Genomic DNA, 12,146 nt, shown 5'->3' with positions numbered 1-12,146 from the left:
CCAGCGCGTCGAAGGGGACCGGTCGCTGATCGATCAGGACCATATTCCGCAGGTGCAGGTCGCCATGCCCGCGCCGCACATGACCTGTGTGACCGCGTTGTCGCAGAAGATCCTGCTGTTCGAGAAAGGCTGCATTTGCCGCGACCGTCCACTCTGCCAGCCTCTCTGTTCCCGGGGCAGCCTCGAACTCGCTGAATACCCGGCGCAACTCGGCGAGGATGTCTCGGATCAGGACAGCGCCGTCGTGCTTGCTGACCGGCGCAGTTCGGTGCAGGCAAGCAATTGCCGAACCGATCGCGGTCGCGAGCCTTTCGTCCAGCGCCCCCCGTTCGGCGATCCTCTCCAACTCGTCTTCCGCGGGAAAGCGGTGCATGCGCAGGACCCAATCCACAGGTTCGCCCAAGCCGTCGAGGGATAATGCGGTCCCCGCAAAAGATGTGATCGGAAGGACGTCCCGATAGATTTCGGGCGCGGTCGCACTGTTCAGGGCAAGCTCGCGCAGAAGCATCGCGTGACGCCGCTCGGGTGTGGACAGGTCCATATAGTCGTAGCGCACCTCGCGCTTCAGCTTCAGAGCCTCGTCTCCACAGAGGAACACGTAGGCGCCGTGGGTTTCCACGACCTCGACAGGGGCGGCGGCGGTGAATGCCGCCCCGGACTTCAGAAAAGCGACAACGTTGGCTTGCGTCATATCAGCACCTCATTTCCCTTGGGGCAGAATGACCGTTTCGCGCCGGCGGACATTGGCCTGTGGCAACGGCGGCGCTTAGCGCGGCGCGAGCGCGAGCGCGACGGCCGTTCCGGCCAGTTCTCCCTCTGCAGCGCCGCTGATGCCGGCGGCGTTGGCCTCGTCCGTATCGATATGCATCTCCGTGACCGTTCCGGGCGCGACACGGATCAGCACGCGGTCGAAGACCAAGTCGCGGCCGCTTGCGCCGGTGACGCGGACATGAACGAAGCTGCCATCCGCGAGGCCGATCGCCTCGGCGTCCGCCGGGTTGGTGTGTATGTGGCGCGCGGCGACGATCAGGCCGTCACTGTCAAGTTGCCCTGCAGGGCCGATCAGGCGCACGGTGGGCGTGCCGTCGAGCCGGCCGCTGTCACGCACCGGCGCGTCGAGGCCAAGGGTGAAGCTGTCGGTGCGCGATACCTCGATCTGGGTGCGCGGGCGTAGGGGGCCGAGGATCGCAACTCTCTCCAGCCGCCCTTTCGGACCCTCCAGCAAAATGCGCTCTTGCGCGACCCAGTTGCCGGGCTGTCGCAGCGGCGCGGCCGGTGTCAGGCGGTAGCCCGCGCCGAACAGGGCTTCGACCGCCGCGGCCGACAGGTGGACATGGCGCCCCGACACGGCCACCGGGATGCCGCGCGGAACCGGCGCGGTCCGGACCAGAAGCTGGCGCACCTCGCGCGCGATCATCAGTTGCTCGGCCGTCTCGGTCACGATCACCGCGACGCGGCTGCCCTGTGCCTGGATCTGCGGCGCGGCGCGGCCGGTCAGGTCCGGTGAACGATTCAGGTCCTCGTCCAGAATCAGGCCCAGAAAGCTGAAGCCGTCGCAGATGCGGCGGCGCATCGACGCCGAGTTTTCGCCGATCCCCCCGGTGAAGACGACCGCATCCAGTCCGCCCATGGCGGCCGCGTACGCGCCCAGATACTTGCGGGCCCGGTAGGCGTAGATGTTGATAGCCAATTGCGCGTCGGCATCGCCTGCCGCCGCCCGATCCTCGACATCGCGCATGTCCGGGCTGCCGGTCAACGCCTTGAGGCCACTGCTTTCGTAGAGCGCGGCCTCGATCTGCGGAATGTCCAGCCCCAACTCGCGTTGCAGGAAACCAAAGGCGCCGGGATCGACATCGCCCGAGCGCGTGCCCATTACCAGCCCCTCGAGCGGGGTCATCCCCATCGAACTGTCGATGCTGCGCCCGTATTGCACCGCGCAGGCGCTGGCACCATTGCCAAGGTGGATGCTGACGATCCTTAGCTCTGAGACCCGCTGCCCCAGCGCCTCGGCCGCGCGTGCGGCGACGTATCGGTGCGAGGTGCCGTGAAAGCCGAAGCGCCGCAGCCCGGCCTCGCGCCACGCCTTCGGCACGGCGTAGGTCGTGGCGCGCGCCGGGTTTGTCAGGTGGAAGCTGGTGTCGAAGACCGCGACCTGCGGCAGGTCGGGCCACAGCTGCCGCGCCATCCGCACCGCTTGCAACATTGCCGGATTGTGCAGCGGCGCCAGTGACGTCAGCGCGTCGATGCGGTCGATCACCTTGTCATCGATCCGCACCGGGCCGGTAAACCCGGTCCCGCCATGCGCCAGTCGATGGCCGACGGCGTCGATCACTTGGACTCCGTGACGATCCAGAAGCGCCGGGACGGCGGCGATGGCGGCGGCGAGATCAGGCTGCGGGGCGCGGCTCGACTTGCCGCCGATCTTCAGATCAGAGCCTTCAGGACCGAAGCGGTCGAAGCTGGCCTTGAAGACTTGCTGCTCGCCGTCGAAGACGCCCAGTTTCAGGCTGGAACTGCCGGCATTGAAGACAAGGACCCTCATCCGGTAACCCCTTTGGGCTTGTGTTTCCAGAACGTGGCGGCGCGCTTGTCGAATTCCAGCATCGCCAGAAGCAGGATGACTGCAGCCGCGCAGAACGCAAGTTGCCAAGAGGAAAGTGCAGCCGTGCCGAACACCGCATGAGGCGGCGCAATCTCGAACTGCCCGAAGATTCCGATGGTGAAGAGAATCGACACCAGCATCACGCGCCTGCGAACGAAGCGCGACATGAACGGCGCCGAGGCCGCATGCGGTCCGGGCGCGCGAGTCCGGCTTGGCGACCGATGGCGGCGACGGTGCCGGCGTGATCGCCGGTGATCATCTTGATTGCAATGCCCGTGCGGCGACAGTCGGCCATGGCAATATGCGTGGCGACGATATCTTTCGGCGCAAGGGTGCGCGTCTTGTCCCATCAGATGACGGACACCGTGCCAAACCTCTCGATTGATCGTCCGGCGCGATGCACTGTCCGACCATTCGGAAAAATCCGCGGCAGACATAATGTGTTGCATGGCGTGCCCTTCGCTCTTCGGCATGAGTTACATGAAAACACGACCAATCGGTTCGCTGACTGATCCAGGTCAATCACATGAAACAATACTTCGCTATTCTTCGCCAAACCCCACGAATGGCTTAGGGCCGTGCCGCAGGACCAGTATCATACCGTCAAGGAAGTGGCCGAGCGCCTGAAGGTCGCCGAGGCGACCGTGCGACACCGGATCAAGGGGGGCAGTTCCGTGCGATCGACATCGGCAAGGGCTGGCGCATCGACGATTGCGATCTGGGACAAGGTGCAGGCGGTGAACGTCAAGGGCGTGTTCCTTGGCACCAAGCATGCCATCCGGCACCTTCGCGCAGATGGCAAGGGCGTGATCATCAATCTGTCGTCCATTGCCGGGCTGATCGGCGTCGGCGGCATCGCGCCCTATCATGCCTCCAAGGGTGCTGTGCGGCTGATGTCGAAGAACGACGCCATCACCTATGCGCCCGAGAAGATCCGCGTGAACTCGATCCAGCCGGCCTATATCTGGACGCCGATGGTGGAGAACCATCTGCGCGCCACCGCCCCCGATCTGGAGGCGGCAAAGGCCGCGGCAGGGGCCGCGCATCCCAACGGCACCATAGGTGAGCCGGACGACATCGCCTGGGCGGTGGTCTGGCTGGCATCGGACGAGGCGAAGTTCGTGACCGGGGCGGAAGTCGTCATCGACGGCGGCTACACGGCGTGATGACATGACCCTGATCCACGCCCACGCGACACCCACCGCAGATTGCCTTGCGGCGCTGGACGCTACGCCGGATGGCATGACCTCGTCCGAGGCGGCCGACCGTCTTGCAAGACATGGTCCCAACCGCCTGGCCGAGGTGCGGGGGCAGGGGTCGGTCCTGCGGTTCCTGCTGCAGTTCCACAACGTGCTGATCTATGTCCTCCTTGGCGCGGCGGCGGTGACGGCGGCTTTGCAGCACTGGGTCGATACTGGGGTGATCCTGGCGGTGGTGCTGGCCAACGCGGTGATCGGCTTTGTCCAGGAGGGCAGGGCCGAGACGGCGATGGCCGCGATCCGCAACATGCTGGCCCCAAAGGCCGCGGCCCTGCGCGACGGGCAGCGGGTCACGCTGGACGGGGCTGACCTCGTGCCCGGGGACATCGTTCTGCTGGAGGCCGGCGACAAGGTGCCCGCCGATCTGCGCGTGCTGGAGGCGCGGGGGCTGGCAGTGCAGGAGGCGATCCTGACGGGAGAGGCGGTGCCGGTGGAAAAGGGGACAAGCCCTGTCGCCGCTGATGCCGCACTCGGCGACCGCCGGTCGATGCTGTGGTCGGGCACGCTGGTCACGCAGGGCACGGCGCGCGGGCTGGTGGTGGCGACGGGTGCCGCAACCGAGATCGGGCGCATCGGCGGGCTTCTGGCCGGGGTCGAACAACTGACGACCCCCCTCGTCGCGCAGATGGACCACTTCGCGCGCTGGCTGTCGTTCCTGATCCTCCTTTGCGCCGCACTGCTTTTGGCCTACGGCTACTTCGTCGGCCACATGCCCTTCGCCGACCTGCTCATGGCAGTCGTCGGCGTGGCGGTCTCGGCGATCCCCGAGGGCCTGCCCGTCGTGATGACCATCACACTGGCGATTGGCGCGCAGGCCATGGCGCGCCGCAATGCCGTTATCCGCCGCCTTCCAGCAATCGAGGCGATCGGCTCGGTGTCAGTGATCTGCACGGACAAGACCGGCACCTTGACCCGCAACGAGATGATGGTGGCGGCGGCCGAAACGCTGACTGGCACCTTTACCATCGCGGGCGAAGGCTACGCGCCCGGCGGAGCGATCAGCCCGCCAGGTGACCTTGGGCGACTGGCACTCGCCGCGGCGCTCTGCAACGATGCGCGTCTGCATCGCGAGCACGAAGTCTGGGCGGTTGAAGGCGACCCGATGGAGGGCGCGCTTCTGGCCTTTGCGGGCAAGGCGGGGGCTGATCGGAGCGCCCGGCGCTTGGACGCCATTCCATTCGACAGCCGCCACCGCTTTATGGCGGTGCTGACCGAGGGTTCGTCCGGCAGGCTGGTTCATGTGAAGGGCGCGCCCGAGCGGGTGCTTCGGATGTGCGCGGGGTTGGATCTCGACCATTGGCAAGAACGGGCCGAGGCGTTGGCGAGGCAGGGCTTGCGAGTTCTGGCATTGGCCGAATGTGCCGAGGCAGGCGACCAGATCGACCCGAAGGCGCTGCAGGGCGGGCTGACCTTACTGGGTCTTGTCGGCCTGATCGACCCACCCCGCCCCGAAGCAATCTCGGCCGTCGCCGAATGCCGCGCAGCGGGCATCCGCGTCAAGATGATCACGGGTGACCATGCCGGAACCGCCGCCGCCATCGCGCGCCAGATCGGGCTTGAAATCCCCGACCGCGTGCTGACCGGCCATGACCTCGACATGATGAACGATGCGCAGCTGGCGTTGGAGGTGGTCGAAACCAGCGTCTTTGCCCGCACCAGCCCCGAACACAAGCTGCGGCTTGTGACCGCGCTACAGTCGCACGGCCTGTCTGTCGCGATGACCGGCGACGGGGTCAACGACGCCCCCGCCCTGAAGCGCGCGGATGCCGGGATCGCCATGGGAATGAAGGGGTCCGAGGCCGCCAAGGAGGCCGCCGATCTGGTGCTGGCGGACGACAACTTCGCATCCATCGCTGCCGCCGTGCGTGAAGGTCGGACGGTCTATGACAACCTCAAAAAGGTGATCAGCTGGACCCTGCCCACCAACGCCGGCGAATCCATGGTGATCGTGCTTGCACTGCTCCTAGGTCTCGCCCTGCCGATCACTGCCGTGCAAATACTCTGGCTCAACCTGATCACCGCCATCACACTGGGGCTAGCGCTGGCCTTCGAGCCGACCGAGACGGGCACCATGGCCCGTTCGCCGCGCGACCGCCATGCGCCGATCCTCTCGGCCGGCCTGGTCTGGCATGTGATCCTCGTGGCCATCCTTTTCCTGGCTGCAGTCTTCGGCGTCTTCACCTATGCCATCGACAAGGGCTATCCGCTGGCCCTGGCCCAGACCATGGCGATGAACACGCTGGTGGTGCTGGAGATCTTCCATCTTTTCTTCATCCGCAACATCCACAGTACCTCGCTGACCTGGGCCGCCGCACGCGGGACAAAGGTAGTTTGGATCGTGGTCATTCTGATCACGGCCGCACAATTCGCCGTCACCTATCTTCAGCCCTTCCAGGGTGTTCTGGGCACCATGCAAGTCCCGCTGTTCGACGGCCTTCTGATCGTAGGCATCGGCGCGGTCTTTTTCGCGCTGATCGAAATCGAAAAACAGATAAGACTGGGGTTCAAGACATGACGCGACCAACGAAACGAAAGCCGCCTCCCATTCCTTCTCTTGCCGCAGCGCCATCGCAATTGCCTGCAGTGGTGCCACCCGCGCACCTGCCGCCGCAGGACCAATCGCATGACAGTCTCGACCGGGCGCTGCGCGGCGCCCTGGCGAAGCTGAGCGGCGGGGTGTCACCCCATGCCTTCATCGAGGCCTGGAGCGACTGGGCGCAACACATGGCGCGCTCGCCCGGCCGCCAGATGGAACTGACTGAGCATGCTCGGCAGAACCTCATGAAGGTCCTGGCGCTGGCGACCACCCCGAATGGCCCGCCGCCCTTCGCGCCAAAGCCCTACGACAAGCGCTTTGCCCATCCGGGCTGGCAGGCCTTTCCGTTCAAGATGTGGCAGCAAGGGTTCCTTGCCGTGCAGGACTGGTGGGATCATGCCACCGAACCGATGCGCGGCCTGCGTATCGAAGATGCGGACCGCACCAGGTTTCTGGCTCGCCAGACGCTTGACATGCTGTCGCCCTCGAACCAGCCGCTGCTCAATCCCGAGATCATCCAAGAGACGGTGAAGACCGGTGGCCGAAACCTGACTGAAGGTGCCGCGCATTTCCGGGAGGATGTGACCAAGACTCTGACAAACCGGCACGACTCTCCCCCCGCAGGCTACCGAGTTGGTGAGGATCTGGCCTGTACTCCGGGCCAGGTGGTCTTTCGCAACGACCTGATTGAACTGATCCAGTACGCTCCGCAGACACCGCAGGTTCACGCCCGTCCGATCCTGATCGTCCCCGCCTGGATCATGAAGTATTACATCCTCGACCTCTCGCCCGAAAATTCGATGGTGCGCTATCTGGTCCAGCAAAGCTTCACCGTCTTCATGATCTCGTGGATCAATCCGAAGGCCGAGCGGCGGAACCTGTCGCTGGAGGATTACCGCAAGTGTGGCGTCTTGGCCGCGTTGAACGCTGTGGCGGCGATCGTTCCCGACACGCCAGTGCAGGCCGTAGGCTACTGCCTTGGCGGCACGATCCTTGCGATTGCGGCGGCGACCATGGCGCGTGACCGCGATCGCCGGCTGGCCTCGGTCACGTTGATGGCCGCCCAAGTGGACTTCGCCGAGGCGGGCGAGCTTCTGCTGTTCCTTGACGAAAGCCAGATCGCGTTCCTGGAAGACCTGATGTGGCAACAGGGATACCTGGACCGCCCGCAGATGGCCCGTGCCTTTGCGGCCATCCGCGCCGAAGACCTGATCTGGACCCGCGCCGTCCATCGCTACTTCCTCGGGCATGAGGATGTGCCCACCGACATCGGTGCGTGGCTCTCTGACACGACCCGGATGCCCGCCCGCATGCATTCGCAATACCTGCGCGGGCTGTTTCTTGAAAACCGGCTGACGGCGGGGCGTTTCGCGGTGGAGGGCCGGGTGATCGCGCTGAAGGATCTTTCCGTGCCCCTGTTCGTCGTGGGCACCGAAACGGACCACATCGCGCCATGGCGATCAGTCTACAAGACCCAGCTGTTCACTGACTGCGACCTGACCTTCGTGCTGACCAAGGGCGGACACAACACCGGCATCCTCAGCCAGCCCGGTCACAAGGGCCGGCACTACCGAATCTCGCATCGCCCGGCTGGCGCGCTCTATGTCGGACCCGACGGCTGGCTGGCTCAGACGGAACCCGTGCCGGGATCGTGGTGGCCGGACTGGACGAAATGGCTCGCGACCTATGGCGGTGGACTTGTGGCACCTCCAGGCATAGGGGCGTCGCAGCGCGGTCTTCCTGCGCTCGATCCAGCCCCCGGCGACTATGTCCGGCAGTCCTGAGTCGCGAATTCCCGTGTCGGGATCGTGCGATGCCCGCTGCCGAACATTTCCCTTGCGGGCGTAGGTGGTAACCCCGCCCGCGGCTCTCCGTTCTCGATCAAGCCCTCACGTCCTAAATTATCTGATGTCAGACAACGAGAGGTGAAGCGTGTCGGTCGTCAGAGCGCGGACGAACGAAAACCGCAGACCGTGGCCGAGGTGCTGTGACTGGCCGGCGATATCGAACCCGACCGGCTGCGAACCACGGATGTGGCGCGCGCCATTGGCCTCAGCCAGCCCGCGATCATTCGGCACTTCCCCACCAAGGGTGCGCCCTGGCTGGCGGTTGCCGTAGAAATCGCGGATCGTTTGCGGGATGACTGGACCGCAGCCGAGTCCGTGGCCAGCAACCCGCATGTGCGCCTGAAGCCGCTGATCGGTGCCCGGCCGTCAGCCACATCCGAGACGCACGTCCTGTCGTCGATCCTGTTCTCGCGCAAGTTGCAGGTGGACAATCAAGCGCTTCGCGACGTGTTTCGCGGGCTTCTGGCCTCGTTTCAGGGCCGCGTCGTTGCCGCGATAAGGGATCTTCAGGCGACTGGCGACCTGCAGCGCGACGTCGGCCCGGAAGATGTCGCCATCCTGCTGATGTCTCTTGCGCAGGGCATCGCCATCCGCTGGACGCTCGGCGCGCGGGGCGCTTCGCTCCTGCACGAGGGGTTGCGACTGTTTGAGGTGCAGTCGGCGCTATCGACAGCTCAGGAGGACGGTTTCGATAACGAAGCAATATATACTGCTGCGCGTCGCGGGGGGTGTTGCGAGAGCCTTCGGCCTTTTGACGGTTGTTTCGGGCGAGGCGACGCTTCCTGGCGGGCTTCAGATAGGGGCGAACGTCTCGTTCGTTCTGTGGTTCAACACGCTGGCCGGGCTTGTCTATGTCGTCGCGGACCTTGGCCTGTGGCAGGGGCGGCAATGGTCCTGGCCCCTGTCGCTGGCGATCTTCGCGGCAACGCTGTTGGTCTTTGCGGCGTTTGGTCTGCATGTCGCCCAAGGCGGCGCGTTCGAGGCGCGCACCGTGTTCGCCATGACCCTTCGCAGCACGTTATGGGGCGGCATCGCGCTGGTCGCCCGACAACTGCTGACCGATCAGGCGTTTTCCGGGCGGTAGACGCAATCGGCAAGGGTGCTGCCGTTAAGATCGGCCACGAAGGCCGCCTCGGCATGGGCCAGCCGCGCCTTCAACCGGCATTGCGGGGTCAGGGTGCAGGTGTTGGTGCCGGAGGCAAAGCATTCCACCAGCGCCTGATCGGCTTCCAGCACCGTTACCACATCGCCCAGCCGGATGTCCTCGGGGGCGCGGGCCAGCATCGCACCGCCCCCGCCGCCACGCCGGGTTTCCAGAAGACCTGCCGCGGCAAGCGCGGAAACCACTTTGGCCAGATGGTTGCGCGAGACGCTGAACTCGGCGGCAAGGTCGGCGGCCGTGAAGGCACGATCCGGCGTGCCCGCCATGCGCATCAGCACGCGAAGCCCGTAATCTGTGAAGGACGTGAGGCGCATTGTCGCGCTCCTGATTTGGTATTTGCAATGCGTATTACTGTGGTCTAATCGGTAAATAAAATGCCAATTCATCTTGTTCCGACGATACACCACAGAGGGGATGTGCCATGCACGACGATGCCACCGCCGCAGTGTCGCCGGAAACCGGTGCCATGATCGACCACATCCTGACCAACTATCACCAGATGCACCGGGCTGGCCTGGCCTCGCTCGTGCCCTGGCCACGCTTGCGCACGAGATGGAAGACCACATGACCAAGGAAAAGCTGATCCTGTTCCCGGCCATGCGTGCGGGCGGCGGCGCGGGCATCGAACACCCCATTGCGGTCATGTGCGCCGACCATGACGATCACGCCGAGACCATCGCGCTGATCCGCAAGCTGACAGGTGATCTGACACCGCCAGAGCATGCCTGTGGTTCGTGGCGGTCGATTTATGGCGGCACGGCGACGCTGCTCGACGAACTGGCCGCGCACATCGCGCTGGAGAAAGACGTGCTTTTACCCCGGTTCGAGCCGGCAAGATGACCAAGTGCGGGACATATGCCTCGCCGCCTTGCATGGCGACAGAGGTCGATCCCGCGTATTTCGACCCGCTTGGCGTTGATCCCGGGCAGGTGCGCGATGTGGCGCGCGGGCGCCGGGCGGAACGGAAACGGCTGGCCGGGCTGAGGGAGGGCCTGCGCCAGGCCGGGCGGGCGCAGATATCAGACAGGGTCGCGGGGCATCCGAAGAGGGAGCTGACAGGGCGCGGGGCAAGGCACGGATGCGTCCTGTCCGGCTACTGGCCGATCAAGGGAGAGCCCCACCTGCGCCCGGCCTTGGCCGATCTGCAAAGCGCGGGCGTGACCATCGCCCTGCCGGTGGTCGAAACGCGCGCCGCGCCGCTGGTGTTTCGCCGCTTGACACCGGAGACCAGACTGGTGCGCGGCGACTGGAACATCCCCGTTCCCCCGCCCCATGCCAATATGCTGGTGCCCGATTTCGCGCTCGCGCCCTGCCTGGGGTGGATCGACGACTGTTATCGGTTGGGCTGGGGTAGGGGCTATTTCGATCGGACGCTGGCCGCGCCGACACCACGCCCCATCACCATTGGCATCGCGCTGAACGCCGCCCGCCAGCCGACGATCTTTCCGCAACCCCATGACATCCCGCTCGACCCCTACTGACCGAGGAAGGCGTCGCGGCAACAAGGCCGGACTCAAGGACACATCGATGACCACCACCACCGAACGAATGCGCGCCTGGACCGGACCCGCGATCTTGACCTTCGGGTTCCGCCCGTTCTTTTTCGGCGCGACGGTCTGCGCCGCGCTGGCGATGGCGCTTTGGGTGCCGATGCTGTCGGGGCACGTGGTGCTGCCCACCGCATTCGACCCCGTGTCATGGCACGCGCATGAATTCCTTTTCGGCTATCTGGGCGCCGTTGTCGCGGGTTTCCTGCTGACCGCGGTGCCGAACTGGACGGGGCGCTTGCCGATCGTCGGCTGGCGACTGGGGATGCTTGTGGGCCTGTGGCTGATGGGCCGCGTGGCGGTTGCGGTCTCGGGCAGCGTGCCTGCGCTGCCGGTTGCCATGGTAGATCTGGCGTTTCCGGTGGTCTTTGCGATGCTGATCGCGCGCGAGATCGTGGCGGGCAAGAACTGGCGCAACCTGATCGTGCTGGCGATGCTGGGGGTCTTCATCCTCGGCAACGCGCTGTTCCATTGGGAGGCCGCGAAGGGCGGTTACGCGGCCCAGGGCCACGGCCTGCGGCTGGGCCTTGGCGCGGGCATCATGATGATCGCCGTGATCGGCGGCCGTGTGGTGCCGTCCTTCACCCGCAACTGGCTGGTGAAACGGCGCAGCACCGTCTTGCCCGCGCCGCCGATGCAGTCCTTTGACAAAATGGCGCTGCTGATCCTTCTGATCTCGCTTGGCCTGTGGGTCGTCTTGCCTCTTGGGACGCTGACCGGGCTGGTCCTTGCGCTCGCAGCCGTGTTGCACGCCCTGCGATTGGCCCGTTGGGCGGGGCATCGGACCTTGGCCGAGCCGTTGGTGACGGTGTTGCACGCAGGCTATGCCTTCGTGCCGCTGGGTGCCCTGGCCCTTGCCGCGGAAATCCTGCTGCCGGGGTCCTTCGGGATGGCCGGTGCACAGCATTTCTGGATGGCAGGCGCCATCGGTCTGATGACGCTGGCCGTAATGACCCGCGCGACGCTGGGTCATACCGGGCAGGCGCTGACGGCAGGGGCGGGGACGGTCGCGATCTATCTGGCGCTGATCCTCTCCGTCTTTGCCCGGGTTGCGGGCGGCGTTTGGCCCGAATTCTCCGGCAGGCTGCACATGGCGGCGGGGCTGTTCTGGGTCGCGGCCTTCGGAGGCTTTGCCGTCGTCTACGGTGCGCTCTTGTTGCGCCCGCCCGTGGCCAAGCGGGTCTGAGGCGCGC

Annotated in this window: 13 protein-coding genes; 8 read left to right on the top strand and 5 right to left on the bottom strand. The window is 65.5% G+C overall.

Going from position 1 to position 12,146, the window contains the following annotated elements; genetic code table 11:
• Positions 1-766: 766 nt before the first annotated feature.
• Together J7359_RS13535 and J7359_RS13530 are read right to left on the bottom strand one after the other, a co-directional pair.
• Positions 767-2,542, bottom strand: coding sequence for an acetate/propionate family kinase (locus J7359_RS13535; RefSeq protein WP_209057340.1), 1,776 nt, complete (start codon positions 2,540-2,542; stop codon positions 767-769).
• Positions 2,539-2,769 (bottom strand): hypothetical protein, encoded by a 231-nt coding sequence (locus tag J7359_RS13530; protein ID WP_209057338.1) that lies wholly within the window; start codon positions 2,767-2,769, stop codon positions 2,539-2,541. The genes J7359_RS13535 and J7359_RS13530 overlap by 4 nt, the downstream gene beginning before the upstream one ends.
• A gap of 411 nt (positions 2,770-3,180) precedes the next feature.
• Here J7359_RS13530 and J7359_RS13525 point away from each other — a divergent pair, with 411 nt between their 5' ends.
• From J7359_RS13525 to J7359_RS13515, 3 genes are all read left to right on the top strand, one after another.
• On the top strand, positions 3,181-3,768 hold the full coding sequence (locus J7359_RS13525; RefSeq protein WP_209057336.1) for an SDR family oxidoreductase: 588 nt from the start codon (positions 3,181-3,183) through the stop codon (positions 3,766-3,768).
• A gap of 4 nt (positions 3,769-3,772) precedes the next feature.
• Complete coding sequence (locus tag J7359_RS13520) at positions 3,773-6,376, top strand: HAD-IC family P-type ATPase (protein WP_209057334.1); 2,604 nt, start codon at positions 3,773-3,775, stop codon at positions 6,374-6,376.
• A 71-nt stretch (positions 6,377-6,447) separates the two neighbouring features.
• Positions 6,448-8,181 carry an alpha/beta fold hydrolase gene (locus J7359_RS13515; protein WP_348524387.1) on the top strand — a complete coding sequence of 578 codons (1,734 nt, stop codon included), beginning with the start codon at positions 6,448-6,450 and terminating at the stop codon, positions 8,179-8,181.
• A 117-nt stretch (positions 8,182-8,298) separates the two neighbouring features.
• Here J7359_RS13515 and J7359_RS13510 read toward each other — a convergent pair whose 3' ends face one another.
• Complete coding sequence (locus J7359_RS13510; RefSeq protein ID WP_209057332.1) at positions 8,299-8,577, bottom strand: hypothetical protein; 279 nt, start codon at positions 8,575-8,577, stop codon at positions 8,299-8,301.
• Between the two features lie 33 nt (positions 8,578-8,610).
• Positions 8,611-8,874: a hypothetical protein gene (locus tag J7359_RS13505; RefSeq protein ID WP_209057331.1), complete on the bottom strand. Its 264-nt coding sequence runs from the start codon at positions 8,872-8,874 to the stop codon at positions 8,611-8,613.
• 121 nt (positions 8,875-8,995) lie between these two features.
• Between J7359_RS13505 and J7359_RS13500 the strand changes: the two genes are divergently transcribed.
• Entirely contained in the window at positions 8,996-9,328 is a 333-nt protein-coding gene (locus J7359_RS13500; RefSeq protein ID WP_247740387.1) for a hypothetical protein, read from the top strand.
• On the opposite strand, the gene J7359_RS13495 is transcribed toward J7359_RS13500, so the two are convergent.
• A complete protein-coding gene (locus J7359_RS13495; RefSeq protein ID WP_209057330.1) occupies positions 9,307-9,720 on the bottom strand; it encodes an Rrf2 family transcriptional regulator in 414 nt (137 codons plus the stop codon). The two genes, J7359_RS13500 and J7359_RS13495, sit on opposite strands and share 22 nt — an antisense overlap.
• Before the next feature lie 107 nt (positions 9,721-9,827).
• Between J7359_RS13495 and J7359_RS19950 the strand changes: the two genes are divergently transcribed.
• Genes J7359_RS19950 through J7359_RS13480 form a run of 4 tightly spaced genes read left to right on the top strand, consistent with a single transcriptional unit; the run spans position 9,828 to position 12,139 of the window.
• Positions 9,828-9,974, top strand: a complete 147-nt coding sequence (locus J7359_RS19950; protein WP_247740408.1) for a hypothetical protein — start codon at positions 9,828-9,830, stop codon at positions 9,972-9,974.
• Positions 9,959-10,246 carry a hemerythrin domain-containing protein gene (locus J7359_RS13490; protein ID WP_348524386.1) on the top strand — a complete coding sequence of 96 codons (288 nt, stop codon included), beginning with the start codon at positions 9,959-9,961 and terminating at the stop codon, positions 10,244-10,246. Before J7359_RS19950 ends, J7359_RS13490 begins: the two co-directional genes overlap by 16 nt.
• A 32-nt stretch (positions 10,247-10,278) precedes the next feature.
• A complete protein-coding gene (locus J7359_RS13485) occupies positions 10,279-10,887 on the top strand; it encodes a 5-formyltetrahydrofolate cyclo-ligase (RefSeq protein ID WP_247740386.1) in 609 nt (202 codons plus the stop codon).
• Between the two features lie 46 nt (positions 10,888-10,933).
• The gene (locus tag J7359_RS13480; RefSeq protein WP_209057328.1) at positions 10,934-12,139 is read left to right on the top strand and encodes an NnrS family protein; all 1,206 of its coding nucleotides are present in this window, start codon (positions 10,934-10,936) and stop codon (positions 12,137-12,139) included.
• The last annotated feature ends 7 nt before the right edge of the window (positions 12,140-12,146 follow it).

The organism is Paracoccus sp. R12_2, assembly GCF_017744015.1.
In the GTDB taxonomy this organism is placed as follows: domain Bacteria; phylum Pseudomonadota; class Alphaproteobacteria; order Rhodobacterales; family Rhodobacteraceae; genus Paracoccus.
This window is presented reverse-complemented; position numbering and strand designations above follow the sequence as displayed.

What these genes read in the sequence shown, in the direction of transcription:
- J7359_RS13535 (WP_209057340.1), bottom strand. Translation starts at nt 2,542, where the DNA reads ATGAGGGTCCTTGTCTTCAATGCCGGCAGTTCCAGCCTGAAACTGGGC.
- J7359_RS13530 (WP_209057338.1), bottom strand. Translation starts at nt 2,769, where the DNA reads ATGTCGCGCTTCGTTCGCAGGCGCGTGATGCTGGTGTCGATTCTCTTC.
- J7359_RS13520 (WP_209057334.1), top strand. Translation starts at nt 3,773, where the DNA reads ATGACCCTGATCCACGCCCACGCGACACCCACCGCAGATTGCCTTGCG.
- J7359_RS13510 (WP_209057332.1), bottom strand. Translation starts at nt 8,577, where the DNA reads ATGCGGGTTGCTGGCCACGGACTCGGCTGCGGTCCAGTCATCCCGCAA.
- J7359_RS13495 (WP_209057330.1), bottom strand. Translation starts at nt 9,720, where the DNA reads ATGCGCCTCACGTCCTTCACAGATTACGGGCTTCGCGTGCTGATGCGC.
- J7359_RS19950 (WP_247740408.1), top strand. Translation starts at nt 9,828, where the DNA reads ATGCACGACGATGCCACCGCCGCAGTGTCGCCGGAAACCGGTGCCATG.
- J7359_RS13490 (WP_348524386.1), top strand. Translation starts at nt 9,959, where the DNA reads ATGGAAGACCACATGACCAAGGAAAAGCTGATCCTGTTCCCGGCCATG.
- J7359_RS13485 (WP_247740386.1), top strand. Translation starts at nt 10,279, where the DNA reads ATGGCGACAGAGGTCGATCCCGCGTATTTCGACCCGCTTGGCGTTGAT.
- J7359_RS13480 (WP_209057328.1), top strand. Translation starts at nt 10,934, where the DNA reads ATGACCACCACCACCGAACGAATGCGCGCCTGGACCGGACCCGCGATC.